The organism is Microbispora rosea, assembly GCF_044460045.1.
GTDB classification, from domain to species: Bacteria; Actinomycetota; Actinomycetes; order Streptosporangiales; family Streptosporangiaceae; genus Microbispora; species Microbispora rosea.
Genome location: NZ_JBITJO010000004.1, coordinates 347,865 through 372,788, shown reverse-complemented (window position 1 = coordinate 372,788; position 24,924 = coordinate 347,865). Strand labels below are relative to the sequence as shown.

The 24,924-nt window shown below is 70.1% G+C and carries 21 protein-coding genes and 1 pseudogene; 15 read left to right on the top strand and 7 right to left on the bottom strand.

What is annotated here, in order from left to right; translation table 11 throughout:
* Positions 1 to 62: 62 nt before the first annotated feature.
* The 5 genes from ACIBK1_RS19030 to ACIBK1_RS19010 all read left to right on the top strand — a co-directional run bounded on the left by ACIBK1_RS19030 (position 63) and on the right by ACIBK1_RS19010 (position 8,044).
* The gene (locus ACIBK1_RS19030; protein WP_396722539.1) at positions 63 to 2,558 is read left to right on the top strand and encodes an AAA family ATPase; all 2,496 of its coding nucleotides are present in this window, start codon (positions 63 to 65) and stop codon (positions 2,556 to 2,558) included.
* Between the two features lie 9 nt (positions 2,559 to 2,567).
* Positions 2,568 to 3,152, top strand: a complete 585-nt coding sequence (locus ACIBK1_RS19025) for a hypothetical protein (protein WP_030512623.1) — start codon at positions 2,568 to 2,570, stop codon at positions 3,150 to 3,152.
* Positions 3,153 to 3,438: 286 nt separating this feature from the next.
* Entirely contained in the window at positions 3,439 to 4,524 is a 1,086-nt protein-coding gene (locus ACIBK1_RS19020) for an S-(hydroxymethyl)mycothiol dehydrogenase (RefSeq protein WP_396722543.1), read from the top strand.
* A gap of 91 nt (positions 4,525 to 4,615) precedes the next feature.
* Complete coding sequence (locus ACIBK1_RS19015; RefSeq protein ID WP_197042816.1) at positions 4,616 to 5,707, top strand: aromatic ring-hydroxylating oxygenase subunit alpha; 1,092 nt, start codon at positions 4,616 to 4,618, stop codon at positions 5,705 to 5,707.
* Positions 5,708 to 5,725: 18 nt separating this feature from the next.
* A complete protein-coding gene (locus ACIBK1_RS19010) occupies positions 5,726 to 8,044 on the top strand; it encodes an FdhF/YdeP family oxidoreductase (RefSeq protein WP_396736461.1) in 2,319 nt (772 codons plus the stop codon).
* Here ACIBK1_RS19010 and ACIBK1_RS19005 read toward each other — a convergent pair.
* From ACIBK1_RS19005 to ACIBK1_RS18995, 3 genes and pseudogenes are all read right to left on the bottom strand, one after another.
* Complete coding sequence (locus tag ACIBK1_RS19005) at positions 8,041 to 8,826, bottom strand: IclR family transcriptional regulator (RefSeq protein WP_051762234.1); 786 nt, start codon at positions 8,824 to 8,826, stop codon at positions 8,041 to 8,043. The genes ACIBK1_RS19010 and ACIBK1_RS19005 overlap by 4 nt on opposite strands.
* A gap of 231 nt (positions 8,827 to 9,057) precedes the next feature.
* Positions 9,058 to 9,102: pseudogene (locus ACIBK1_RS19000) on the bottom strand (hypothetical protein); the annotation flags it as partial.
* Positions 9,099 to 9,815, bottom strand: coding sequence for an aldo/keto reductase (locus tag ACIBK1_RS18995; protein ID WP_396736458.1), 717 nt, complete (start codon positions 9,813 to 9,815; stop codon positions 9,099 to 9,101). The gene ACIBK1_RS18995 and the pseudogene ACIBK1_RS19000, both read right to left, overlap by 4 nt.
* Positions 9,816 to 9,909: 94 nt before the next feature.
* Between ACIBK1_RS18995 and ACIBK1_RS18990 the strand changes: the two genes are divergently transcribed.
* Positions 9,910 to 10,602, top strand: coding sequence for a TetR/AcrR family transcriptional regulator (locus ACIBK1_RS18990; RefSeq protein ID WP_081903843.1), 693 nt, complete (start codon positions 9,910 to 9,912; stop codon positions 10,600 to 10,602).
* A gap of 146 nt (positions 10,603 to 10,748) precedes the next feature.
* On the opposite strand, the gene ACIBK1_RS18985 is transcribed toward ACIBK1_RS18990, so the two are convergent.
* The gene (locus ACIBK1_RS18985) at positions 10,749 to 11,723 is read right to left on the bottom strand and encodes a hypothetical protein (RefSeq protein ID WP_156081107.1); all 975 of its coding nucleotides are present in this window, start codon (positions 11,721 to 11,723) and stop codon (positions 10,749 to 10,751) included.
* 196 nt (positions 11,724 to 11,919) lie between these two features.
* Positions 11,920 to 12,609: a Rossmann-fold NAD(P)-binding domain-containing protein gene (locus ACIBK1_RS18980; RefSeq protein WP_051762233.1), complete on the bottom strand. Its 690-nt coding sequence runs from the start codon at positions 12,607 to 12,609 to the stop codon at positions 11,920 to 11,922.
* Between the two features lie 136 nt (positions 12,610 to 12,745).
* Between ACIBK1_RS18980 and ACIBK1_RS18975 the strand changes: the two genes are divergently transcribed.
* The 4 genes from ACIBK1_RS18975 to ACIBK1_RS18960 all read left to right on the top strand — a co-directional run bounded on the left by ACIBK1_RS18975 (position 12,746) and on the right by ACIBK1_RS18960 (position 15,789).
* On the top strand, positions 12,746 to 13,204 hold the full coding sequence (locus tag ACIBK1_RS18975) for a MarR family winged helix-turn-helix transcriptional regulator (protein ID WP_396736454.1): 459 nt from the start codon (positions 12,746 to 12,748) through the stop codon (positions 13,202 to 13,204).
* 225 nt (positions 13,205 to 13,429) lie between these two features.
* The gene (locus ACIBK1_RS18970; protein ID WP_396736451.1) at positions 13,430 to 13,789 is read left to right on the top strand and encodes a hypothetical protein; all 360 of its coding nucleotides are present in this window, start codon (positions 13,430 to 13,432) and stop codon (positions 13,787 to 13,789) included.
* A gap of 87 nt (positions 13,790 to 13,876) precedes the next feature.
* Positions 13,877 to 15,142 (top strand): sensor histidine kinase, encoded by a 1,266-nt coding sequence (locus ACIBK1_RS18965; RefSeq protein WP_231514078.1) that lies wholly within the window; start codon positions 13,877 to 13,879, stop codon positions 15,140 to 15,142.
* On the top strand, positions 15,139 to 15,789 hold the full coding sequence (locus ACIBK1_RS18960) for a response regulator (protein WP_030510634.1): 651 nt from the start codon (positions 15,139 to 15,141) through the stop codon (positions 15,787 to 15,789). The genes ACIBK1_RS18965 and ACIBK1_RS18960 overlap by 4 nt, the downstream gene beginning before the upstream one ends.
* 21 nt (positions 15,790 to 15,810) lie before the next feature.
* Here the strand turns inward: ACIBK1_RS18960 and purU are convergent, their stop codons facing one another.
* On the bottom strand, positions 15,811 to 16,677 hold the full coding sequence (gene purU, locus ACIBK1_RS18955; RefSeq protein ID WP_030510633.1) for a formyltetrahydrofolate deformylase: 867 nt from the start codon (positions 16,675 to 16,677) through the stop codon (positions 15,811 to 15,813).
* A gap of 109 nt (positions 16,678 to 16,786) precedes the next feature.
* On the opposite strand from purU, the gene ACIBK1_RS18950 reads away from it, so the two are divergent.
* Positions 16,787 to 17,572, top strand: a complete 786-nt coding sequence (locus ACIBK1_RS18950; protein ID WP_396736447.1) for an IclR family transcriptional regulator — start codon at positions 16,787 to 16,789, stop codon at positions 17,570 to 17,572.
* 43 nt (positions 17,573 to 17,615) lie between these two features.
* Here ACIBK1_RS18950 and ACIBK1_RS18945 read toward each other — a convergent pair whose 3' ends face one another.
* Entirely contained in the window at positions 17,616 to 18,539 is a 924-nt protein-coding gene (locus tag ACIBK1_RS18945) for an AraC family transcriptional regulator (protein WP_396736445.1), read from the bottom strand.
* A 149-nt stretch (positions 18,540 to 18,688) separates the two neighbouring features.
* Here ACIBK1_RS18945 and ACIBK1_RS18940 point away from each other — a divergent pair, with 149 nt between their 5' ends.
* The 4 genes from ACIBK1_RS18940 to ACIBK1_RS18925 all read left to right on the top strand — a co-directional run bounded on the left by ACIBK1_RS18940 (position 18,689) and on the right by ACIBK1_RS18925 (position 24,907).
* Positions 18,689 to 19,741, top strand: a complete 1,053-nt coding sequence (locus ACIBK1_RS18940) for a saccharopine dehydrogenase family protein (RefSeq protein ID WP_030510630.1) — start codon at positions 18,689 to 18,691, stop codon at positions 19,739 to 19,741.
* A gap of 191 nt (positions 19,742 to 19,932) precedes the next feature.
* Positions 19,933 to 22,371, top strand: a complete 2,439-nt coding sequence (locus ACIBK1_RS18935; protein ID WP_396736441.1) for an FAD-dependent oxidoreductase — start codon at positions 19,933 to 19,935, stop codon at positions 22,369 to 22,371.
* A gap of 26 nt (positions 22,372 to 22,397) precedes the next feature.
* Positions 22,398 to 23,663 (top strand): serine hydroxymethyltransferase, encoded by a 1,266-nt coding sequence (glyA, locus tag ACIBK1_RS18930; protein WP_357313113.1) that lies wholly within the window; start codon positions 22,398 to 22,400, stop codon positions 23,661 to 23,663.
* Complete coding sequence (locus ACIBK1_RS18925) at positions 23,660 to 24,907, top strand: sarcosine oxidase subunit beta family protein (RefSeq protein WP_357313072.1); 1,248 nt, start codon at positions 23,660 to 23,662, stop codon at positions 24,905 to 24,907. The genes glyA and ACIBK1_RS18925 overlap by 4 nt, the downstream gene beginning before the upstream one ends.
* Positions 24,908 to 24,924: the final 17 nt, after the last annotated feature.

Here is a 24,924-nt window from a genome sequence, read left to right as displayed (position 1 = left end):
TTCATAGCCTGTAACCGAAGTGGAGACTCCGATTGTAGGTCACGCCGCAGCGAGGAGTGCAGATGTTCGAGAGGTTCACCGACCGTGCGCGGCGGGTTGTCGTCCTTGCCCAGGAAGAGGCTCGGATGCTCAACCACAACTACATCGGTACCGAGCACATTCTTCTTGGTTTGATCCATGAGGGTGAGGGTGTGGCGGCCAAGGCTCTGGAGAGTCTTGGGATCAGTCTCGAGGGGGTGCGCCAGCAGGTCGAGGAGATCATCGGTCAGGGGCAGTCGGCGCCGTCGGGACACATACCCTTCACGCCGCGGGCCAAGAAGGTTCTTGAGCTGTCGCTGCGCGAGGCGTTGCAGCTCGGGCACAACTACATCGGCACCGAGCACATTCTTCTGGGGTTGATCCGGGAGGGTGAGGGTGTCGCGGCGCAGGTGCTGGTGAAGCTGGGCGCTGATCTGAACAGGGTGCGTCAGCAGGTCATTCAGTTGCTGCACGGGTATCAGGGCAAGGAGCCGGCGGCGGCGGGTGGGCCGCAGGAGTCGGCGCCGTCGACGTCGCTTGTGCTGGATCAGTTCGGGCGCAACCTGACCCAGGCCGCGCGGGAGGGCAAGCTCGACCCGGTGATCGGCCGGGACAAGGAGATCGAGCGGGTCATGCAGGTGTTGTCCCGCCGGACGAAGAACAACCCGGTGTTGGTGGGTGAGCCCGGTGTGGGCAAGACCGCCGTGGTGGAGGGGCTGTCGCAGAAGATCGTCAAGGGTGAGGTGCCCGAGACGCTGAAGGACAAGCAGCTCTACACCCTGGATCTGGGTGCGCTGGTGGCCGGTTCCCGTTACCGCGGTGACTTCGAAGAGCGCCTGAAGAAGGTCGTCAAGGAGATCCGCACCCGCGGCGACATCATCTTGTTCATCGACGAGCTGCACACGCTGGTCGGCGCGGGCGCCGCCGAGGGCGCCATCGACGCCGCGAGCATTCTGAAGCCCCCTCTCGCGAGGGGCGAACTGCAGACGATCGGCGCGACGACCCTGGACGAGTATCGCAAGCACGTCGAGAAGGACGCCGCGCTGGAGCGGCGGTTCCAGCCGATTCAGGTGGCCGAGCCGTCGTTGTCGCACACGATCGAGATCCTCAAGGGGCTGCGGGATCGTTACGAGGCGCATCACCGGGTGTCGATCACCGATGGTGCGCTGGTGGCTGCGGCGACGCTTGCGGACCGTTACATCAGTGATCGGTTCCTGCCGGACAAGGCGATCGACCTGATCGACGAGGCGGGCTCGCGGATGCGGATCCGCCGGATGACGGCGCCGCCGGACCTGCGCGAGTACGACGAGAAGATCGCGAACGTGCGGCGGGAGAAGGAGTCCGCGATCGACGCGCAGGACTTCGAGAAGGCCGCGGCGTTGCGGGATCAGGAAAAGCAGCTGCAGCTCAAGCGGGAGCGGCGGGAGAAGGAGTGGAAGGCCGGCGACATGGATGTCGTGGCCGAGGTGACCGAGGAGCTCATCGCCGAGGTTCTGGCCACCGCCACCGGTATCCCGGTGTTCAAGCTGACCGAGGAGGAGTCGCAGCGGCTGCTCCGCATGGAAGACGAGCTGCACAAGCGGATCATCGGTCAGGACGACGCGATCAAGGGGCTGTCGCGGTCGATCCGGCGCACCCGCGCCGGGTTGAAGGACCCGCGCCGTCCGGGTGGGTCGTTCATCTTCGCCGGCCCGTCGGGTGTCGGCAAGACCGAACTGTCCAAGGCGCTGGCGGAGTTCCTGTTCGGCGACGAAGACGCGCTGATCATGCTTGACATGTCGGAGTTCATGGAGAAGCACACCGTCTCGCGGCTGTTCGGCTCCCCGCCCGGTTATGTCGGGTACGAAGAGGGCGGCCAGCTGACCGAGAAGGTGCGGCGCAAGCCGTTCTCCGTGGTCCTGTTCGACGAGGTCGAGAAGGCGCACGGGGACATCTTCAACTCGCTGCTGCAGATCCTGGAGGACGGTCGCCTGACCGACGCCCAGGGCCGGGTGGTCGACTTCAAGAACACCGTCATCATCATGACGACCAACCTCGGCACCCGGGACATCTCCAAGGCCGTGGGGCTGGGCTTCGCGAAGGCGAACGACGAGGAGAGCACCTACGAGCGGATGAAGGTCAAGGTGCAGGAGGAGCTCAAGCAGCACTTCCGGCCCGAGTTCCTCAACCGCGTCGACGACATCGTGGTCTTCCACCAGCTCACGCCCAAGGAGATCATCCAGATCGTGGACCTGATGCTCGCCCAGGTGGCCGAGCGCCTGAAGGACCGCGACATGGGCCTGGAGGTGTCTCAGGCGGCCAAGCAGGTGCTGGCCGACCGCGGGTACGACCCGGTGATGGGCGCCCGTCCGCTGCGGCGCACGATCCAGCGCGAGCTGGAGGACACGCTGTCGGAGAAGATCCTCTACGGCGAGCTGCGGCCGGGCCAGGTCGTCAAGATCGACATCGAGGGCGAAGGTGACGCCGCGACGTTCACCTTCGTCGGCGAGACCGCGCCCGCCGCCGTCGCCGCGCCGAGCACCGCCGCGTCGAACGGCTGATCCCGGCGCATGCCCGACCAGCAGGCGTTCTGGATCGACGGCCGATCCGACCGCGAGCGCGTCCGCTACAGCGGCGTCAGCCACTACTCCGAGCGGGTGTGGGAGAACATCGGCGAGTTCGAGGGGGTGTGGGGTGACATCGCGCCGGTCGCGTTCGCGTGCGCGGCCTGGCGGATCGCCACCCCGCCCCTGACCTCGCCGGGGTTCGTGCGCTGGCACCGGCGGATCCTGTCGGCCTCCTGCGACCGCAACACCTGGGACGGGTCGCTGACGGCGCGCGTCACGATCGTCTCCCCGCCGCCGGCCGCGCTGACGGTGTCGCGTGACTGGTGGCGCGACCGCGGCTGGCGGGACTGGCCGGAGATCTTCGGCCAGTTCGTCGAGCCCGCCGAGCAGGACCTCGCGAAGGTCCCCTATCTGCGTCCCACCCTGGTCGTGGACGCCCCGGTGCCGCTGGACGACCTGCCCGCCGCGCCGGACGGTCCCGCGCACGACCTGGCCGAGACGGCGCACCGGGCGCTCGCGGTCCTCGTGCGCGAGCTGAACGACCTGCTCGCCCCGGTCGTCACCCACCTTGAACAAAACCCCCGCTAACCCCACCCCACCACCCCACCACCCCACCACCCCACCCGCGTGATCTTGTAATTTGCCGCATGATCACGAACGGGAAATCGCAGGTGGGAGGTCTTGTCTGCGAGTTACTGCAAGATCGTCAAGGGTGTTGCCGCAGGCAGCGGCATCGCGTGCAACAAACTGCAAGATCACGCCAGTTTTTGGGCTCTTGACACTGGCCTTGTACGGCCTCAGTCTGTTGCGCATAGTGCTATGTGTTTCGTCTTGCACAACCACTGCACGCTGACTGATCGAGGGAAAGAGAGACATGGCGCACGAAGTCCGCGGGGTCGTCGCGAGGGGCAAGGGACAGCCGGTCAGCCTGGAGACCATCGTCGTCCCCGACCCGGGTCCGGGTGAGGCGCTCGTGGCCGTGCAGGCCTGCGGGGTGTGCCACACCGACCTGCACTACCGCGAGGGCGGCATCAACGACGACTTCCCGTTCCTGCTCGGTCACGAGGCGGCGGGCGTGGTCGAGGCGGTCGGCGAGGGCGTGACCGACGTCGCCCCCGGCGACTTCGTCATCCTCAACTGGCGCGCGGTCTGCGGCGCCTGCCGGGCCTGCCTGCGCGGACGCCCGCAGTACTGCTTCGCCACCCACAACGCCACGCAGAAGATGACGCTGGCCGACGGCACCCCGCTGTCCCCGGCGCTCGGGATCGGCGCGTTCGCCGACAAGACGCTGGTGGCGGCCGGTCAGTGCACGAAGGTCGACCCGAGCGCGTCGCCGGTCGCGGCCGGCCTGCTCGGCTGCGGCATCATGGCGGGCCTCGGCGCGGCCATCAACACCGGCGGCGTGACCCGCGGCGACTCGGTGGCCGTCATCGGCTGCGGCGGCGTGGGCGACGCGGCGGTCGCGGGCGCGCACCTGGCCGGGGCGACCACGATCATCGCGGTGGACGTGGACGACACCAAGCTCGACTGGGCCCGCCGTTTCGGCGCCACGCACACCGTCAACTCGCGGGAGACCGACCCGGTGGAGGCGATCCGCGACCTCACCGGCGGGTTCGGCGCCGACGTCGTGATCGAGGCGGTGGGCCGCCCCGAGACGTACAAGCAGGCCTTCTACGCCCGCGACCTGGCCGGGACCGTCGTGCTGGTCGGCGTGCCGACCCCGGAGATGCAGCTCGAACTGCCGCTGCTCGACGTCTTCGGCCGCGGCGGCGCGCTCAAGTCCTCCTGGTACGGCGACTGCCTGCCCAGCCGCGACTTCCCCATGCTCGTGTCCCTCTACCAGCAGGGCAGGCTCGACCTGGACGCGTTCGTCACCGAGACGATCGCGCTCGAGGACGTCGAGGCGGCCTTCGAGAAGATGCACCACGGCGAGGTGCTGCGCTCCGTCGTGGTCCTGTGACCGGCCTCCCCCTGATCATCTCGATCCCCGACGTGCGACGTACGACCTTCAGGAGCGACCAGTGAGCACCACGAGCCTGCCCCCCAGCCTGATGGCCACGCTGCCGGGCGAGCACTACACCGACCCCCAGGTCTTCGCGCTGGAGCAGAAGCACATCTTCGAGTCGATGTGGTTCTGCGCGGTAAGGGCCGCCGACCTGCCCAAGCCCGGAGCGTTCAAGACCGTCCAGGTCGGCACCGAGAGCATCCTGATCACCCGCGCGCGGGACAACTCGATCCGCGCGTTCTACAACGTCTGCCGCCACCGCGGCGCGCGGATCTGCACGGAGGATTCCGGCGAGGTCAAGCGGGCCTTCCAGTGCCCCTACCACGCCTGGACGTACGACCTGGAGGGCAAGCTCATCGCCGCCCCCAACCTCACCAAGATGCCCGACCTCGACCGGGTCGAGTACGGCCTGGTCAACGTGGCGGTGCGGGAGTGGCTGGGCTACGTGTGGGTGTGCCTGGCCGAGGAGCCGCCCTCGTTCGAGGACACGGTGCTCGGCGAGGTGCGCACGCGTCTCGGCGACGTGGCCTCCCTCGACAACTACGACGTCGCCAACCTCGCGCTCGGCCGCCGGATCGTGTACGACGTGAAGGCCAACTGGAAGCTCATCGTCGAGAACTTCATGGAGTGCTACCACTGCGCGACCATCCACCCGGAGCTGACCGAGGTGCTGCCGGAGTTCGCCGACGGCTACGCGGCGCAGTACTACGTGGGCCACGGCGCGCTGTTCGGCGAGGGCATCCAGGGGTTCACAGTAGACGGCTCCGAGGGGCTCGACCGCATCCCGACCATCAGCGAGGATCAGGACAGGCGCTACTACGCCATCACGATCAAGCCGCAGGTGTTCGTCAACATGGTGCCCGACCACGTCATCGTCCACCGGATGTTCCCGCTGGCGGTCGACCGCACGGTGGTGGAGTGCGACTGGCTCTACCTGCCGGAGGTCGTGGCCTCCGGCAAGGACGTCAGCCGGTCGGTTGAGCTGTTCCACCGGGTCAACGAGCAGGACTTCGACGCCTGCGAGCGCACCCAGCCCTCGATGAGCTCCCGCACCTACGCCAAGGGCGGCGTGCTGGTGCCGAGCGAGCACCACATCGGCCTGTTCCATGATTGGGTGCGTGGCAAGATCGGCGAGTGAGTTCGGAGGAGATGCGGCGTGACACGTAAGCCCCCTCGGGAGGATGTCGGAGACGAACGCCTGGAGATCGGCTCGCCCAAGACCTGGGCGGGCGGGGTCCCGGCGGTCGGCCACGCGCTCGGCACGGCCTATCGGCAGATGGGCGCGGGACGGACGATGCTGACCCTGCTGCGGGTCAACCAGAAGTCCGGTTTCGACTGCCCGGGATGCGCCTGGCCCGAGGGCGACGGTCACCGCAGCCCCGCCGAGTTCTGCGAGAACGGCGCGAAGGCGGTGGCCGAGGAGGCGACGGTCCGCCGGGTCACCCGCGACTTCTTCGCCGAGCATCCGGTGAGTGAGCTGGCCCGGCGCAGCGACTACTGGCTGGGTCAGCAGGGCCGGCTCACCGAGCCGATGTACAAGCCGGCCGGCTCGGACCACTACGAGCCGATCTCGTGGGAGGACGCCTTCGGTGTCGTCGCACGTGAACTGGCCGCGCTCAACCACCCGGGGCAGGCCGTCTTCTACACCTCCGGCCGCACCTCCAACGAGGCCGCCTTCGCCTACCAGCTTCTCGTCCGCAGGTTCGGCACCAACAACCTGCCCGACTGCTCCAACATGTGCCACGAGTCGAGCGGCTCGGCGCTGACCGAGACGCTCGGCATCGGCAAGGGCACCGTGCTGCTGGAGGACCTGCACCGGGCCGACCTGATCTTCGTGGTCGGCCAGAACCCGGGCACCAACCATCCGCGCATGCTCACCGCGCTGGAGCGGGCGAAGCGGGCCGGCGCGCGGATCGTGGCGGTCAACCCGCTGCCGGAGGCCGGGCTGCTGCGGTTCCGGAACCCGCAGCGGCCCTCCGGTCTCGCCGGGACCGGGACGGCGCTGTCCGACCGGTTCCTGCAGATCCGCCTCGGCGGCGACCTGGCGCTGTTCCAGGCGCTGTCGCTGCTCCTGCTGGAGGCCGAGGACGCCGCGCCCGGCACGGTGGTGGACCGCGAGTTCATCGAGGCGCACACGCACGGGTTCGACGCCTGGGAGAAGCACGTACGCGGGCTCGGCAGTGCTGATCGGTACTGGGACGAGGTGCTGGAGGCGACCGGCCTGACCCGCGCCGAGATCGAGGAGACGGCCCGCGACGTGCTGGCCGCCCGCTCGGTCGTGGTCTGCTGGGCGATGGGCCTCACCCAGCACCGCAAGTCGGTCCCGACGATCAGGGAGATCGTCGATTTCCTGCTGCTGCGCGGCAACGTGGGACGGCCGGGCGCGGGCGTGTGTCCCGTACGCGGGCACTCCAACGTGCAGGGCGACCGGACGATGGGCATCTACGAGAAGCCCAAACCCGAGTTCCTCGACGCGTTGGAGCAGGAGTTCGGCTTCCCGCCGCCGCGCGAGCACGGCCACGACACCGTGGAGGCCATCCGCGCCATGCGCGACGGGGACGCCCAGGTGTTCTTCGCCATGGGCGGCAACTTCGTCTCCGCGACGCCGGACACCGCCGCGACGGAGGCGGCCCTGCGCCGCTGCCGGCTCACCGTGCAGGTGTCGACCAAGCTGAACCGGTCGCACGCCGTGTGCGGCGAACAGGCGCTCATCCTGCCCACGCTCGGCCGCACCGAGCGGGACGTCCAGGCCGGCGGCGAGCAGTTCGTCACCGTCGAGGACTCGATGGGCGCCGTGCACGCCTCGCGCGGACGGCTGCGCCCCGCGTCGGACACGCTGCTGTCCGAGGTGGCCATCGTGTGCCGGCTGGCCCGTGAGCTGCTCGGCGACGACCCGCACGTGCCGTGGGCCGAGTTCGAGGCGGGGTACGACGCGATCAGGGAGCGCATCGAGCGGGTGGTGCCGGGGTTCGGCGACTTCAACGCGAGAGCGCGCAGGCCGGGCGGCTTCCTCCTGCCGAACGCGCCGCGCGACGAGCGCCGCTTCCCCACGGCCACGGGGAAGGCGAACTTCACGGTCAACCCGCTGGAGGTGCTGCGGGTGCCTCCGGGCCGGCTCCTGCTGCAGACCGTGCGCAGCCACGACCAGTACAACACCACGATCTACGGCCTGGACGACCGCTACCGCGGCGTCAAGAACGGGCGCCGGGTGGTCTTCGTCCACCCCGACGACCTGGCCGAGCGTGGTCTCGCCGACGGCGACATGCTCGACCTGATCAGCGAGTGGCCGGACGGCGAGCGCGTGGCCGAGGGGTTCCGGGCCGTCGCCTACCCGACGGCGCGGGGCTGCTGCGCGGCCTACTTCCCGGAGACCAACGTGCTGGTGCCCCTGGACTCGGTGGCGGAGACCTCGAACACGCCCACGTCCAAGAGCGTCGTCGTGCGGCTGCGGCGCGCGGCGGAGGGAGAGGGCTAGCCGCCGAGGCGGTGACTGATCTCCTCGGCTCCCTTGACGAGGAGAGGGGCCAGCTCGCGCATGCGGCCCTCGCTGAACCGGTAGGCGGGCCCCGACGCGCTCACCGCCGCCACGACCTCTCCGCCGAAGGAGCGGACGGGAGCGGCGAGCGCGTTCAGGCCCACCTCCAGCTCCTCCAGCGTGAGCGCGTAGCCGCGCTCGCGCACCGTCGCCAGCTCCCGCTCCAGGTCCTCCGCCGAGGTCACCGTGCTGGGCGTGTAGCGCTGGAGGCCCGCGACGCGCAGCAGGTCGTCGCGGCGCTGCCGGTCCACGTACGCGAGCAGGACCTTGCCGCTCGACGTCGCGTGCAGGGGCGTGAGCTGACCCACCCAGTTGTAGGCGGTGACGGCGGAGGGGCCGCGCACCTGGTCGAGGTTGACCGCGTAGTGCGAGCGCAGGACGGCGATGTTCACGGTCTCGCCGATCTCCTCCGCCAGGCGGTGGCAGACGGGCCTGCTCTGCTGGGTGACGTCCATCCGCATGGAGACGCTGCCGGCGAGGCGGACGAGCCCGAAGCCGAGGCGATACTTGCCGCGGTCCTCGGTCTGCTCCACGAGCCCGCGCGCCTCCAGCGCGCCCAGCAGGCGGAACGCGGTCGACTTGTGGACCTCGATCTCGGCGGCGATCTCGGTGACCCCGGCCTCTCCGCGGCCGGCGAGGATCTCCATGATGCTGATCGCCCGGTCCACGGACTGCACGCCGCCGCCGCTGGCCTCGGTCCTGCCGGAAGCGTCGTTGCTCATAGCCGGACTGTAGCGCTTGAGCTTCCACGTCGCCCGGCCTCCGGGCCGGGGGCCGGCTCCCGGGAATGGGGCCCGTTGAACCGGGGGCTACCGGTGGCGGTCCGCCGCGGTCGTGAGGGCGTCGAGAGTGGACGCGTCCGGCTGGTCGAGTGCGGCCGTCGACTCGTCGGCGAGCCCGGTCATGCGGCTCACCTCGGCGTCGGTCAAGTCGTCGGCAACATCCGCCGCGGTGACGTTGGCACGTAGATGATCGGGGTTCGTCGTGCCGGGAATCACGACAACGGCCGGGGAACGGCGCAACAACCAGGCCAGAGCGACCTGGCCGGCGACGTGCCGAGTCGCCGTGCGGGGCCGGTCAGCTCGGCGTAGCCGGTGAGCCGCCCGGAGGCGAGCGGGAAGTAAGGCACGAACATGATGCCCTGCCGCTCACAGTCGGCGAGGACCTGCACGCCGCTGCGGTCGAGCAGGTTGAACCGGTTCTGCACGGCCGCGATCGGTGTCATCCTCTGAGCGCGGGCCAGCATCTCCGGCGACGCCCCGGACAGGCCGATGCGGCGGATGAGGCCCTGGTCGCGCAGTTCGACGAGCACGCCGAGCGAATCCTCCAGCGGCACATCACCGCGGATTCCCGGGGTGTCACCTCCCAGCCGCAGATAGGTCAGCTCGCTGATCTCCGTACCCATGTCCTCGAGGGCCTCGTGGACCTGCCGGCGGACCGTTCGGGGGTGACCGGTGATGAGCCATGACCCGTCCGCGCCACGCCCGGCGCCGACCTTGTTGCCGACGATCACCCCGTCAGGGAACGGCCGCAGTGCCTGCCCGATCAGCCGGTTGACGGTACGCGGCCCGTAGGCGTTGGCGGTGTCGAAGAACGTCACGCCCAGCTCGACCGCGAGGCGCAGCACCCGCCGGGCCGACTCGGGATCGCCCGGCGGGCCCCAGACGTTCGGCCCGGCGAGTTGCATGGCGCCGTATCCAACTCGATTCATGGAATGTCTCCTCGACGTGGCGGATCAGTGCAACGCTCAAATATGTAGCACTGTTACGTGTCACTGATACGCGAAAATGCGTATCATTGCAACCGTGCACGAGGCGAAGAAGCGGCAGATCCTCGAGGTGGCGGCCGGCATCCTGGAGCGCGAGGGCGCCCAGGCGGTCTCCACGCGCTCGGTCGCGGCGGCGGCAGGGGTCCGCGCGGCCTCCCTCTACCAGTTCTTCGGCGACAAGGACGGACTGCTCGCGGCCCTGGCCATCCTCGCCTTCGACCGCTACCTGGACGAGAAGCACCTCCTGCCGTCCACCGGCGATCCGGTCGACGACATGCGTCGTGGCTGGGACGCCCACGTCGACTTCGGTCTGCGCCACCCGGCCTTCTACCTGCTGATGTTCGGCTCCGACCGGCCCGGTCGCCGGCCGCCCGCCGCGACCGAGGCTCACGACCTCGTGCTGAAGTTCCTGGACCGCGTCGCGGCCGTCGGCCGCCTGCGGGTCGCGCCCGTACTGGCGGCACGCCTCTTGCAGGCCGCCGTCACCGGCGTGACCCTGTCGCTGATCGCTGACCCGGATGAGAACCGCGACCTGGAGATCTCCGCGAGGGTGCGGGAAACCGTCATCGGCTCCCTCGTCACCGACGCGCCGCCGGACGTGGATTCCGGTCTAGCCTCACGGGCACTCGCCCTCGACGCCGCCATCGCCGCCGCGGATCAGGCCGACCTTCCGCTGCGGCCCGCCGAAACGGCACTCCTGCGCGACTGGCTCCAACAGCTCGCCCGCTGACCCGCGCCGGCTGCGCCCCCGATCGGCCGATCGCTCGTCGGCGGATCCCAAGAAGCGTGAGCAAGCGAAGTCGGGCCGGGCCCGCGGCTGTGATCACGGGCGGGAACGGGGGCTGAGGTAGTGGTGGACCGCCTGGGGTGGCGGGGCTATTCGGCTTTACCTGTGGCGGATCTGGTCAGCGCACCGACGTACAGGAAGGTGTTGGCCGGAGGTCGGTTCGGCGTGGTGGTGGATCCGGCACGGAAGGCGTTCATGTGCCGTCCGTCGTCGGCGACCAGTGCCCAGTAGACCAGTGAGGTGTCGCCCGTCGCGGAGTGGCAGGTCTGCGTGGCGGGATCGAGCTCGGCGGTGTCGCCGCGCACGGTCAGTGTCCAGTCGCAACCGTCCGGAGTGTGCGCGTTGATCCTGCCCTTCTTGTCCGTGGCGCTGAACCGGACCGTGCCCTGTTCCGGGTAGACCGTGCCCTTGTCGGTGGAGACGACGTTGGTGAGGGTGTGGAAGTCCGCCGGGTCGTAGCGGTAGTCCCCGAGGAACCGCTTGACGAATTTGCCGCTGTCCCGGCCGCCGACCACCTTGGTGCGGGAGCCGGATTTCATGGTGCCGATGAGATCCACTCCGTTGGGCTGATGGCTGACGGCCACGATCGACTCCGTCTCCCGGTTGCCCTTCACCTGGACGGACCATTTCGTGATGTTGCCCAAGGAACCGACCGCCCGGTTGACGCACTGCTGGATGGTGGACGACAACTCCAGCCCGGTGCGCTGGACGCGGAAGTTCCAGGTACAGCCCCCATCGGTGGTTCCATCGACCGTCCCGTGGGGGCCGGGAGAGAACACCACCCAGCCGACCTGGGGCACCTGCAGCGGCAGCGGCAGTTGCCGGTCGCATCGGCCACCGCCGTCGGGACAGGCCAGTACATCGACGTTGTTCAGCGTGGCGGCATCGGGTTGGTCGTAATTCCACATGCCGTAGTACTTCGCCGCGTTCGTATCGGTGTCGGCCGATGCCGCGGTCGGCGTCGCCGTCGCGACGGCGAAGAGCGCGGCAACGGCCGCCGACAGGGCGAGTGAGGTTCGAGCAGCGATCGCGCAGGCTCGTGCGAGGCGACAAAAAGGCGACATGAAGTGCTTCCTCGTTACGTGGGGTGGTCAGCGGAGTACGGGCAGGATCAGAAGCATCCGGGCCGGGAAATCCACGTCGAAGTCCGCGAGGGCGAATCCGGGAGAGGGCGCGAACCAGAGGGTTCGGCGCGCGGTATCCCCGCGGCGTCCGGGCTCGCGGCTCGGAGTCCGGACGCTGCTGGGGTGGGGTCTCAGCTCAGGACTCATCGATTCGCGTTGTCACAGCAGTGACGTCGGGAAGACGCTTGTCCTCGGCCGATGTGGGCACCAGTCGCCGTACGGAGTCGGGCACGGGGCCGATCGTGAACACCTGCACGGACTGGCCGACGGTGACGGCCCCGAATGAGGCTTCCTCGGGAACGTGGTGAGGGACCGGGATGACGTGGGCACCGGGGTCGAGGGTTTTCTCGTATACCCGCTCGGAGACGCTGGTCGACTCGGGTGGGGTGAACGATGTGGCCCACCAGACCTCCACGCGTACATCGGCGGACTCGTGGATGGTGAGTCGCACGCAACGGTGGTCCGCATCGTAGGCGACTTCGTCGCCTTCCGGCAGCGGCGGACATGTGGCCGCCGCTACCTGCGCCGCGATCAGCTCGGGTATCCCGAACAATCCCTGGATGACGCGGGCCTCAGGATTCAGCCGCGTCAATTCATCACGCACGTGCTGCTTGATGTCCGGGGGCACCATGCCCCCGAACACCAGGATGTCGACTCCGCCGGCGTCGTAATCGGTGAGAACCCTGTCGAACTGGTTCGTCGCGTTCGCGGTGTATCCCGTCTTGCGCAGGATGTCGACGGCGGGGACCAGAGCGCTCGGACTGCGGCCGACGACGAGGACGTTTGCGCCCGGGGGCTTCGCGGTCGGCTCGTGCGTGGTGCTCATCGATAGTTCTCCTTGATGTGGTCGGCCCCGGCCGTTTCGCAGGCGGGGTTGTCCCACCCAATGTTGGCCAGACCAATGTTGGTTTCGCCAACATAGCAAGTGTTGGTGGGACCAACAACTCTGTATGCTGAGCGGCATGCCCATGCGCCACCAGCCGGATCGGACTCCTGATCGCGTCAAGGACCGCCCCACCTGGATCGTCAGCCGTGTCTTCGCCCGCTCCTCCGCCCTCCTGGCGGCCGCATTCGAGGCCTACGCCGATGGCCTGCGCAGCTACCACTACCGACTGCTCGCCGCGCTTGAGCAATGGGGCGCCGCCAGTCAGGCGGACCTCAGTCGCGGTACGGGAATCGACCGCAGCGACGTCACGGGTGGCCTGACCGAGATGGAGGGGCGCGGACTGATCGAGCGTCGTCCCGACCCCGAGCACAAACGCCGCAACATCGTCACCATCACCGAGGCCGGAAGGCAGGCACTCCTGAGGCTGGACGACATCGTCGACGGCGTCCAGGCGGAACTGCTCGCACCGCTGTCGCCCGCTCAGCGGAAGCAGTTCATCGAATTGGGTCGTCTCGTGGCTGACTGGCGGGCCTGATTGACCTGATCGGCCACGGCAGCGCGTGCACGGCTTCTACTGCCGGACGGTCACCGACGTCCCGGTCGGCGGCACGCCCCTGAATCCACCGATCGGTGGAGTCGCTCCACCGCGTGGGCGAGTCGCCGCTTCCACCGCCCGCTCGGGAGATCGGGCGATCCGTTCGGGGTGCCTCTGTTGCGACGCTGAATTCCGTCGCGAACGAGAAGACGGAGGCACACTGACATGCGCAATGTGGTCTGGCTGATCAGCGGGTACGCCGCGGTCAGCCTGCTGACACTGGTGGCGATGATCGTGTTTCGGCACGACGCGACGATGGTCACCACCGAGGTCTGGGTCCGCGGTGTGATCGTCGCCGTCGGCTCGCTGCTCACGCTGTTCTTCGCGGTCCGGGCGGCCCGCGGCGACCGCCGGATGCTGTTGCGGCTGCGCGTCGTCACCGCGGTGATGGTGGTCGCGATCGCGGTGATCATCGCGCTGCCCGGACTGTTCCCGCTCTGGTTCAAGCTCGAGCAGGGCGTCTGCGGCCTGCTCCTGCTGGCCGTGGTCGTGCAGATCAACCGGCGCCCGGCGGTCCGGCCGTGAGCGCGGTGATCGAGCTCGCTCTGCTCGCGTCGCCCGCGTGGGCGGTCGGGGCGGCGGCTAGATTGTCCCACTGGGAGTAGGTACGCGATGCAGAGTTGGCAGATGGCCGGGCCGGCGAGCTGGGAACAGCGGTTCCGGCCCATGGTCACCGTGGTGCCCTACGTGCTGCTGGCCGTCATGGCCGCCCTGACCATCGCCTTCAAGCACGACCAGCCCGGCTCCCTCGCCATCGATCTCGTGCTCTGCGCGGCGGCCGCGGTGTGGAGCCTGGCGCTCTTCACGCTGCACCCGGCGTGGCGCGACCGGGTCGGCGTGATGGGCGTCTTCCTGGCAGGCCTGATCCTGTTCGGGCTGGTCATGGTCCTGCGCAATCCGTGGTTCGGCTTGTACACACCGGCGCTGTACTTCTACGCGTACCGGATCATCGGCTGGCCGCGCGAGCTGTACTTCATCGCCGGCGTCGCGGTGGTGGCCGGAACCGCACAGTCGGCCGGCTTGGACACCGGCTCCTGGGTCGGCCACCTCGAGTACCTGGGGATCCTGGTCGTCAACATCGCGCCGATGTGCCTGCTGGCCTGGATGGGCGAGATCGGCGGGCGGTACTACGACTCCCGGGAGGCGGCGCTGCGCGAGGCCCGGGAGGCCAACGCGCGGCTGGCCGCGGCGCTGGCCGAGAACGCGGCGCTGCAGGACCGGCTGGTGGAGCAGGCCCGCGCGGCCGGCGTCCTGGACGAGCGGGCCCGGATGGCCCGGGAGATCCACGACACGCTGGCCCAGAGCCTGACCGGCATCGTCACGCAGTTGCAGGCTGCCGAGCACGCGGCGGACGACCCGGCCGCGTGGCGCCGGCACCACGCGGCGGCGACCGCGCTGGCCCGGGAGGGCCTGACCGAGGCGCGGCGCTCGGTGAACGAGTTGCGCCCGGAGCCGCTGGAGACCGGCCGCCTGGCCGACGCCGTCACCGAGGTGGCGGCCATGTGGTCGGCCCGTCACGGCATCCCGGCCCAGGTCACGGTGACCGGCGAAACCCGCACGATGCGCCCGGAGGCCGAGGTCGCCCTGTTACGGGTCGCCCAAGAGGCCTTGGCCAACGTCGCCAAGCATGCCGGCACCGTCACCCGCGTCGGTCTCACCCTTTCCTACATGGACCAGCAGGTGGCCCTCGACGTCCGCGATGACGGCTGCGGCTTCGACCCGACCGCCCAGGTCGAACGCGACGGGGGCTTCGGGCTGGTGGCGATGCGGCAGCGGATCGAGGCGTTGCCGGGCACGTTGCAGATCGAATCGGAGGTGGGGGGCGGGACGGGGATCTCGGCCTGCCTGCCCGCCGAGGCGCCGGAGGTGCGCGCGTGAGTGACCCGATCAAGCTGCTCATCGCCGACGACCACCCGGTGGTACGGGACGGGCTGAGCAGCATGTTCGCCCGCGACCCCGAGTTCACCGTGGTCGGCGAGGCGGCGGACGGGGCCGAGGCGGTCCGGCTGGCCGAGGCGCTCGGGCCGGACGTGATCCTGATGGACCTGCGGATGGCCGGCATGGACGGCGTCACCGCGATCGGCGAGCTGACCCGGCGCGGCGTGCCGGCCCGGGTGCTGGTGCTGACCACCTACGACACCGACAGCCACGTGCTGCCCGCGATCGAGGCCGGCGCCACCGGCTACCTGCTCAAGGACGCGCCGCGAGACGAGCTGCTGCGCGCCGTACGCGCGGCCGCCCGCGGCGAGGCCGCACTTTCTCCGTCGGTCGCCGCCCGCCTGATGAGCCGGCTGCGCGCCCCGGCGCCGTCGACCGGCCCGTTGAGCCAGCGCGAGCTGGAGGTGCTGCGCCTGGTCGCGGCTGGGCACACCAACCGGGAGGCGGCCGCCCGGCTGTTCATCACCGAGGCCACCGTCAAGACGCACCTGCTCAACATCTATACGAAGCTCGACGTCAACGACCGTGCGGCCGCGGTCGCGGAGGGGTACAACCGCGGCCTGCTCGGTGCTCCCGAGCGTCCGTGAACGTACTCGGCGGTGAGGGGGTCAGCGGAAGACGACGGTGCGGTCACCGTTGAGGAGGACGCGGTTCTCGCTGTGCCAGCGCACGGCCCTGGCCAGCACCTGCGCCTCCACGTCGCGGCCCGCGGTGACCAGCTCGCCCGGGTCGAGCGAGTGATCCACGCGTGCCACGTCCTGTTCGATGATCGGTCCCTCGTCGAGGTCGGCGGTGACGTAGTGCGCGGTGGCGCCGATCAGCTTGACGCCGCGCTCGTGCGCCTGGTGGTAGGGCTTGGCGCCCTTGAACCCCGGCAGGAACGAGTGATGGATGTTGATCGCCCGGCCCTCCAGGCGCTTGCACATGTCGTCGCTCAGGATCTGCATGTAGCGGGCGAGCACGATCAGATCGGTGTCGAGCTCCTCGGCCAGCTCCAGGACGCGCCGCTCGGCCTCGGGCTTGGTGCCGGGCGTGACGGGCACGTGGTGGAACGGCACGCCGTAGAACTCGGCCAGCGGTTCGAGGTCCCGGTGGTTGGAGACGATGGCGGGGATCTCGACGTTCAGCGCGCCGACCCGCTGGCGGTAGAGCAGGTCGTTCACGCAGTGGCCGAACCTCGACACGAGCACGAGCGTCCTCGTCGGCGTCACGGCGTCCTTGATCTGCCAGGTCATCTGGAAGGAGTCGCCGACGTAGGAGAAGCCGCGGCGCAGCTCCTCGATGTCGCCGCGGCCCTCGGGCACCTCGAAGTGGACCCGCATGAAGAAGTGGCCGTTCGTGCGGTCGTTGAACTCCTGGCTCTGCAGGATGTCGCCCGCGTGCTGGACGAGGAAGCCGCTCACCGCGTAGACGATCCCCGGCCGGTCGACGCAGGAGAACGTGAGGACGAACTCGCGACCCTGGCGAGCGGACATGGAGCCTCCTGAGTGCGTAATACGCAACATGGTGACGTATACGCAACAGAGTGACCCGTCGCGAGAAACAGGTCAAGAGGTTGATGCGCAATATGCGTAGAGTTGTGCCATGAGCAACGGGTTGGGTGACGGGGCGACCGTACAGTCCGTAGACCGCGCACTCACCATCCTGAAGTTGCTCGCCAGGGACGGCGAGCTCGGCGTCAGCGAGCTCGCGGCCACCCTCGGCGTGCACAGGTCCACCGCGTTCCGCCTGGTGGCGACGCTGGAGAGCCACGACCTGGTCGAGCAGGACAGCGACCGCGGCAGATATCGGCTCGGCGTGGGCGTGGTCAGGCTCGCCGGGGCGACCAGTGCGCGGCTCGACCTGGTGCGCGAGAGCCGGGCCGTCACGCCCGCGCTCGCCCGCGCGGTGGGAGAGACCGTCAACGTGGCCGTCCTCGCGGGCCGGGAGGCCCTGTACGTCGACCAGGTCGCCGGACCGTCGGCGCTCCAGCTGCACCACTGGGTGGGTCAGCGGATCCCCCTGCACGCGACGTCCAACGGCAAGGTCCTGCTCGCGCACGCGCCCGCCGCGCTGCGCGAGGAGGTGATCGCGGCGGGGCTGCCCGTCCTCGCCACGCGCACCGTCACCGATCCCGGCCGGCTGCGCGCGGAACTCGCCGAGGTGCGCCGCCGTGGGTACGCGACGGCGGTGGACGAACTGGAGGACGGCCTGAGCGCGGTCGCGGCGCCCGTCCTCGGCGTGGACGGCTCCGTCGTGGCCTCGCTCAGCGCGTCCGGCCCGAGCTTCCGGATGCCCGAGACGGCGATCGCCGCCGTGGCCGAGCAGGTCATGGCGGCAGCACAGGAGGTGTCCGCCCGGATGGGATGGTTCGGCCCGGCCCGGCGCTGATCTGCGCCGTGCACGTTCGTCCGTGATCACGGAGCCTCGTCGTTCAGCAGGCGCCGCCGCGGTAGGCGCCGGGTGGCATTCCGTACTGGCGTTTGAAGGCATGGGTGAAGGCGTACGGCGAGGTGTAGCCGACCTGCTGGGCGATCGTGTTGACGGGTGCGTCGCAGGTGCGCAGGAGCCGGGCGGCGGTGGTCAGGCGCCACCACGTCAGGTAGGTGAGCGGTGGCCGTCCGACCAGCTGGGTGAAGCGGCGGGCGAAGGCGGCGCGGGACAGGCGTGCCTGCCGGCCCAGCTCCTCGACGGTCCACCCCCGGCCCGGGTCCGCGTGGATCGCGCGGAGAGCGGCCGCGACGGACGGATCGTGCAGAGCCGCGACCCACCCTGTGCGGGAGTCGTCGCAGAAATGCCCGTCGCTGAACCAGGCCCGCAGTAGGTACAGCAGGAGCAGGTCCAGCAGCGTGGGGAGTGCGGCGTCGGCGCCGGGACGAGGCGGGCGCTGCAATTCGGTCCCCAGGAGGTCGACCGCCGCGCGCAGCTCGGGATGCCGGCCTACCCGGGCGGGCAGGTGGATGACCTCGGGCAGGTCGTCCAGGAGTGGGTGGGGCCCGGATCGGTCCAGCAGGTAGGCGCCGCAGAGCATGACCGCCGTCGGCTGCCCGGCGGCGGGGCGCTCTGCGTCGCCGTAACGGATGCCGGAAAGGGGCGCGGATGAATCGTTGATTGGGGTCGACGGGACGTCGGCCAGGCCGTGGGCGGAACCGCGCGGCAGGAACGCCACGTCGCCGGGCCCCAGCGCGACTGGCTCTGCCTCCGTTGGCAGGAGCCAGCACGTGCCCTGGAGTACGACGTGGAACCCGGCGGCCTGCGAGGCGGGAAACCAGCGGCCGAAAGGAGCGGATCGCGTGACCAGGGCCGCGTGCGGCCGGCCGGTGCGCGCCGTGCTGACGACGTCTGAGAGGACATCCACCCGATCACCGTAACCGAAGGCGATCAACGGAAGACGATGACGCAAACAGTCGAGCGGTTTGGCCATTCAGTCGTCTTCGTGTGCGGCTTTACGGTGCGATGGGCGCTGTGACCCGCACGGCGCCGGATCGCACCTCCGGGAGACCTCAGATGAAGATCGCCGTATTCGGCGCGAACGGATACCAGGGGAAGCTCGTCGTCGCCGAGCTGGCACGGCTCGGCGTCGAGGCCGTCCTGGTCGGCCGTGACCCCGTCCGCGTGGCAGAGGCCGCAGCCTCGGTCGGCCATCCCAAGGCGGAACAACGTGTCGCCGCCGTCGACGACCATCCCGGGCTCGTGGAGGCACTGCGCGGCTGTGACGCGGTCGTCAACTGCGCCGGGCCGTTCACTCCGTCGGGCGCGGCAGTGGTACGCGCCGCGATCGCGGGCGGCCTGCACTATGTCGACACCGCAGGTGAGCAGCTCTACATCAACGGCGTCTTCGAGACTTTCGCGGCGGCGGCCGAGGCGGCCGGTGTCACCGTGGTGCCCGCAACCACCGACGCATGCCTGCCTGCCGACCTCCTCGCCCACCAACTCGCCGCCCGGCTCGGGCCGTTGGACGAGCTCATCAGCACCCACGTGATCGCTGGGGGTGGCGGGCCGTCACGCGGCTCGCTGCGCTCGGTGATCGAAACCATCGAGTCGGTCAGGGCGGGCGGGCTCGCCTATGACGACGGAGTGTGGCGGCCGGGCGTCCCGGCGCGGCGCGGAGCGGTCACCCTTCCGAAGGAGCCCGAGGCGACCCCGGTGGCGCGCTTCCCCCTGCCGGAGGTGGTCACCGTCCCGCGGCACGTCGTCGTCCGGCACATGGAGGGACTGGCCGAGGCGGAACTGGTGGAGCGGCTGAACAGCCCGATGCCGGCGGAGGTCGTCGAGAGCCTTCCTGAAGGGCCGAGCGAGGAGAGCCGCCGGGGACAGCGCTTCACGTACGTGCTCGACGCCCTCGGCGTCGACGGCCGCCGTGCCCGCGGCTTCGTGCGGGGCGCCGACACCTACGGCACCACCGCGGCGATCGCCGTGGAGAGCGCCTGCCGCCTGGTCGCCGAGCCGATCAAGGCGGGTGTCCTCGCCCCCGCCCAGGCGTTCGATTCCCTGGCGTTCCTTGACCATCTCGCCCGCCGCGGAATTCGCTGGAGCATCGAGGAGCCGCCGGCCGGCTGACGCCCCGGATGCCCTGCAGGCTTCGCGCCCCCCTCGCACGGCTCGTCGCTGCCGGGCGCCGCACATCCGAGAGGGTGCGGTTTTGCCCAGTTTTTGATGCTTGACACCCGGGATGTGACGCGTCACGCTTGTTGCGTTAAACGCATACTGTTGCGAATTGTGCAACAAAATATGCAGCAACGGAGGTGGGTATGACGGGCCCGCGCGTCGTCATCATCGGAGCAGGCGTCGTCGGTGCGGCGCTCGCCGACGAACTGTCGGCCCGGGGCTGGACGGACGTCACCGTGGTCGACCAGGGCTCGGTGCCCGCGACCGGAGGCTCCTCCTCGCACGCCCCGGGACTGGTCTTCCAGATCAACGGGTCGAAGACCATGACCGAGATGGCGCGCTACACCGTCGAGAAGCTCTGCTCCCTCGACCTCGACGGCGAGCCCTGTTTCCTCCAGGTCGGCGGGCTGGAGGTCGCGACCAGCCCGGAACGGCTCTCCGAGCTGCACAGGCGGCACGGCTGGGCCACGTCCTGGGGCGTCGAGTCGCGCCTGCTCACCCCCGCCGAATGCGCCGAGCTCTTCCCCCTGCTCGACCCCGGAGTCGTGCACGGCGGCCTGCACATCCCCACCGACGGCGTCGCCAAGGCCGTACGCGCGGTCGAGGCGCAGCTCAGGCGCGCTCGGTCCCGCGGCGTACGGGTGCTGGAGCGGCACGAGGTGCTCGACGTCCGCACCGAGGACGGCCGGGTGGCCGCAGTGGTGACCGACCAGGGGGAGATCCCCGCCGACGTCGTGGTCTGCTGCGCCGGCATCTGGGGCCCGAAGGTCGCCGGCATGGTCGGGATGCCGCTGCCGCTCACCCCGCTCGCCCACCAGCTCGCCTGGACGGGGCAGGTGCCCGACCTCGCCGGACGCGAGGAGGAGGCGACGCTGCCGATCCTGCGCCACCAGGACGCCGACCTCTACTACCGCCAGCGGTTCGACGGCGTCGGCATCGGCTACTACGGCCACCGGCCGATGCCGGTCAAGCCGGAGGACCTGCTCTCCGTGGACGAGGCCGAGGTCATGCCGTCGGTGCTCACGTTCACGCCGGAGGACTTCGAGGACGCCTGGACCGAGACGCAGCGGCTGCTGCCCGGCACCCGCGCGGCCAAGCTGGACGAGGGCATCAACGGCCTGTTCTCCTTCACCCAGGACCACATGCCCCTCATGGGCGAGTCGCCCGACGTGAAGGGCTTCTGGGTCGCCGAGGCGGTCTGGGTGACCCACTCCGCGGGCGTCGGCAGGGCGATGGCCGAGTGGCTGGTCGACGGTCACTGCTCGTCCTTCGACCTGCACGAGTGCGACGTCAACCGGTTCGAGCCGCACCAGCTCGCGCCCGATTATGTGCTGGCCCGCGACTGCCAGAACTTCGTCGAGGTCTACGACATCATCCACCCGCTCCAGCCGATGGAGGAGCCGCGGCCACTCCGCCTCAGCCCCTTCCACACCCGGCAGCGCGAGCTGGACGCCTTCTTCCTGGAGGCCGTCGGTTACGAGCGGCCGCAGTGGTACGGCGCGAACGCCCGCCTGCTGGAGGGCCGCGACATCCCCACGCCCGACGACTGGGCGGCGCGCTACTGGTCGCCCATCGTCGGCGCGGAGGCCCAGGCGTCCCGCGAGTCCGTCGCGCTGTACGACATGACCGCGCTGAAGCGCCTGGAGGTGGCCGGCCCGGGCGCTCTCGCCTTCCTGCAGCGGCTGACGACGGGCCAGATGGACAAGTCGGTCGGCTCGGTGACCTACTGCCTGCTGCTCGACACCGACGGCGGCATCCGCAGCGACGTGACCGTCGCCCGGCTGGGCCGCGACGTGTTCCAGGTCGGCGCCAACGGCAACCTCGATCTCGACTGGTTCCACCGTCACCTGCCCCCGGACGGCTCGGTCATGGTCCGCGACATCACCGCGGGCACCTGCTGCCTCGGCGTGTGGGGCCCGCGTGCCCGCGACCTCGTCCAGCCGCTGACCGACGCGGACTTCTCCAACCAGGGCTTCCGCTACTTCCGGGCGAAGAAGGCGTACATCGGCACCGTGCCGGTCACCGCGCTGCGGCTGTCGTACATCGGCGAGCTGGGCTGGGAGCTCTACACCACCGCCGACCTGGGCGCCAAGCTGTGGGACACGCTCTGGGAGGCCGGGCAGCGGCACGGCATCATCGCCGGCGGGCGCGGCGCCTTCGCGAGCCTGCGGCTGGAGAAGGGCTACCGGTCGTTCGGCACCGACATGACCTTCGAGCACGACCCGTACGAGGCCGGGCTCGGGTTCGCGGTGAAGATGGACAAGGGCGACTTCGTCGGCCGCGAGGCGCTGGAGCGGCGCAAGGAGAACGTGCGCCGCCGCCTCGCCTGCCTGACCGTCGACGACCCCACCCAGGTCGTCATGGGCAAGGAGCCGGTGTACGACGGCGAGAGCGCCGTCGGCTACGTCACCAGCGCGGCCTTCGGCTACACGATCGGCAAGGGCATCGCCTACGCCTGGCTGCCCGCCGAGCTGGCCACGCCGGGACGGACGCTGGAGATCGGTTACTTCGACCGGCGGGTGACCGCCGTGGTCGCCGAGGAGCCCCTGTTCGACCCCGCCATGGAACGGCTGCGCAGCTAGTGAGGACTGAAGTGAACGATTCGGTGATGGACGCGCCGCTCGCCGAGGCCGATCCGGAGGTCGCGGCGGCGATCGGCGAGGAGACGCGCCGCCAGCGAACCACGCTGGAGATGATCGCCTCGGAGAACTTCGCGCCCGTCTCGGTGATGCAGGCGCAGGGCTCGGTGCTCACCAACAAGTACGCCGAGGGCTACCCGGGCAGGCGCTACTACGGCGGCTGCGAGCACGTCGACGTGATCGAGCGGCTGGCGATCGACCGGGTGAGGGCGCTGTTCGGCGCGGAGGCGGCGAACGTGCAGCCCCACTCGGGGGCGCAGGCCAACGCCGCGGCCATGTCCGCGCTACTGGAGCCGGGCGACACGATCCTCGGTCTCGACCTCGCGCACGGCGGCCACCTCACCCACGGCATGCGGATCAACTTCTCCGGCCGCCTCTACAACGTCGTGGCCTACCACGTGCGCGAGAGCGACAGCCTCGTGGACATGGACGAGGTAGAGCGGCTCGCCCGCGAGCACCGGCCCAAGCTGATCATCGCGGGCTGGTCGGCCTACCCGCGCCACCTCGACTTCGCCGCCTTCCGGCGCATCGCCGACGAGGTCGGGGCGTACCTGATGGTGGACATGGCGCACTTCGCCGGGCTGGTCGCGGCGGGGCTGCACCCGTCGCCGGTCCCGCACGCGCACGTCGTCACCACGACCACGCACAAGACGCTCGGCGGGCCCAGGGGCGGGGTGATCCTGTCCACCGAGGACCTCGCGAAGAAGATCAACTCGTCGGTGTTCCCGGGCCAGCAGGGCGGTCCGCTTGAACACGTCATCGCGGCCAAGGCCGTCGCGTTCAAGATCGCGGCGGGCGAGTGGTTCCGCGACCGGCAGCGCCGCACGCTGGAGGGCGCGCGGATCCTCGCCGACCGGCTGCTCGCCCCCGACGCCGCCGAGACGGGCGTACGGGTGCTGTCCGGCGGGACGGACGTCCACCTGGTGCTGGTCGACCTGCGCGCATCGGAGCTGGACGGCCGCCAGGCCGAGGACCGGCTCCACGAGGCCGGGATCACGGTCAACCGCAACGCGGTGCCGTTCGACCCCCGGCCCCCGATGGTCACCTCCGGGCTGCGGATCGGCACCCCGGCCCTGGCCACCCGGGGGTTCGCCCGTCCCGAGTTCGAGGAGGTCTCCGACGTGATCGCCCAGGTGCTGCGTCCCGGCGCGGACCTGACGGCGCTGCGCGCCCGGGTCGAGGCCCTCGCCGCCAAGCACCCGCTCTACCCCGGCCTGAACGGAGCGGCCCAGTGAGCCCCGAAACTCAAGGGCGCAGGACGCCGGGCGCGGACCTGCCCGACCACCCCGACCGGCTGTGGCGCTCGGCGGAGCCCAAGCGCGCGTACGACGTGGTGATCGTCGGCGGCGGCGGGCACGGCCTGGCCACGGCCTACTACCTGGCCAAGAACCACGGCATCACGAACGTCGCCGTGCTGGAGCGCGGCTGGCTCGCGGGCGGCAACATGGCCCGCAACACCACCATCATCCGGTCCAACTACCTGTGGGACGAGAGCGCGGGCATCTACGAGCACGCGCTGAAGCTGTGGGAGGGGCTGGAGGAGGACCTCGGCTACCCCCTGCTGTTCAGCCAGCGCGGCGTGCTCAACCTGGCGCACAGCCTGCAGGACGTGCGCGACAGCGTGCGCCGGGTCAACGCCAACCGGCTCAACGGCGTGGACGCCGAGTGGCTGACGCCGGAGCAGGTCAAGGAGGTCTGCCCGATCGTCGACATCTCGCCCGACGTGCGCTATCCGGTGCTCGGCGGCACCTACCAGCCCAGGGCCGGCATCGCCAAGCACGACTACGTGGCGTGGGGCTACGCGAAGGCGGCGGCCGACCTCGGGGTCGACATGATCGAGCACTGCGAGGTGACCGGCCTCGACGTGCGCGACGGCCGGGTGACCGGCGTCCAGACCACCCGCGGCCCGATCGCGGCCGGGAAGGTCGCGCTCGCCGCCGCAGGGCACTCCTCGGTCGTCGCCGGATACGCCGGGGTTTCGCTGCCGCTGCAGAGCCACCCGCTGCAGGCGCTGGTGTCGGAGCTGCTCGAACCGGTGCACCCCACCGTCGTCATGTCGAACGCGGTCCACGTCTACGTGAGCCAGGCGCACAAGGGCGAGCTGGTCATGGGGGCGGGCATCGACGCGGCCAACTCCTACCGTCAGCGCGGCGCGTTCCACATCATCGAGCGGCAGATGTCGGCCGCGCTGGAGCTGTTCCCGGTCTTCGCCCGGGCGCACGTGCTGCGGACCTGGGGCGGCGTGGTGGACGTGACCCCCGACGCCTCGCCCGTCGTCGGCCTCACCCCCGTCGAGGACCTGTACGTCAACTGCGGCTGGGGTACCGGAGGGTTCAAGGCCACCCCGGGCGTCGGCTGGTGCTACGCCCACACCGTGGCCACCGGCGAGCCCCACCCGCTCAACGCCCCCTTCTCGCTCGACCGGTTCACCACCGGCAAGCTCGTCGACGAGCACGGCGCCGCCGCCGTCGCGCATTAACACCGGAGACAGACAGA

What these genes read in the sequence shown, in the direction of transcription:
- ACIBK1_RS19015 (WP_197042816.1), top strand. Translation starts at nt 4,616, where the DNA reads ATGGCCACGCTGCCGGGCGAGCACTACACCGACCCCCAGGTCTTCGCG.
- ACIBK1_RS19020 (WP_396722543.1), top strand. Translation starts at nt 3,439, where the DNA reads ATGGCGCACGAAGTCCGCGGGGTCGTCGCGAGGGGCAAGGGACAGCCG.
- ACIBK1_RS18950 (WP_396736447.1), top strand. Translation starts at nt 16,787, where the DNA reads ATGAGCAACGGGTTGGGTGACGGGGCGACCGTACAGTCCGTAGACCGC.
- ACIBK1_RS18970 (WP_396736451.1), top strand. Translation starts at nt 13,430, where the DNA reads ATGCGCAATGTGGTCTGGCTGATCAGCGGGTACGCCGCGGTCAGCCTG.
- ACIBK1_RS19025 (WP_030512623.1), top strand. Translation starts at nt 2,568, where the DNA reads ATGCCCGACCAGCAGGCGTTCTGGATCGACGGCCGATCCGACCGCGAG.
- ACIBK1_RS18980 (WP_051762233.1), bottom strand. Translation starts at nt 12,609, where the DNA reads ATGAGCACCACGCACGAGCCGACCGCGAAGCCCCCGGGCGCAAACGTC.
- ACIBK1_RS18965 (WP_231514078.1), top strand. Translation starts at nt 13,877, where the DNA reads ATGCAGAGTTGGCAGATGGCCGGGCCGGCGAGCTGGGAACAGCGGTTC.
- ACIBK1_RS18995 (WP_396736458.1), bottom strand. Translation starts at nt 9,815, where the DNA reads ATGAATCGAGTTGGATACGGCGCCATGCAACTCGCCGGGCCGAACGTC.
- ACIBK1_RS19005 (WP_051762234.1), bottom strand. Translation starts at nt 8,826, where the DNA reads ATGAGCAACGACGCTTCCGGCAGGACCGAGGCCAGCGGCGGCGGCGTG.
- ACIBK1_RS19030 (WP_396722539.1), top strand. Translation starts at nt 63, where the DNA reads ATGTTCGAGAGGTTCACCGACCGTGCGCGGCGGGTTGTCGTCCTTGCC.
- purU (WP_030510633.1), bottom strand. Translation starts at nt 16,677, where the DNA reads ATGTCCGCTCGCCAGGGTCGCGAGTTCGTCCTCACGTTCTCCTGCGTC.
- ACIBK1_RS18935 (WP_396736441.1), top strand. Translation starts at nt 19,933, where the DNA reads ATGACGGGCCCGCGCGTCGTCATCATCGGAGCAGGCGTCGTCGGTGCG.
- ACIBK1_RS18940 (WP_030510630.1), top strand. Translation starts at nt 18,689, where the DNA reads ATGAAGATCGCCGTATTCGGCGCGAACGGATACCAGGGGAAGCTCGTC.
- ACIBK1_RS18985 (WP_156081107.1), bottom strand. Translation starts at nt 11,723, where the DNA reads ATGTCGCCTTTTTGTCGCCTCGCACGAGCCTGCGCGATCGCTGCTCGA.
- glyA (WP_357313113.1), top strand. Translation starts at nt 22,398, where the DNA reads ATGGACGCGCCGCTCGCCGAGGCCGATCCGGAGGTCGCGGCGGCGATC.
- ACIBK1_RS18975 (WP_396736454.1), top strand. Translation starts at nt 12,746, where the DNA reads ATGCCCATGCGCCACCAGCCGGATCGGACTCCTGATCGCGTCAAGGAC.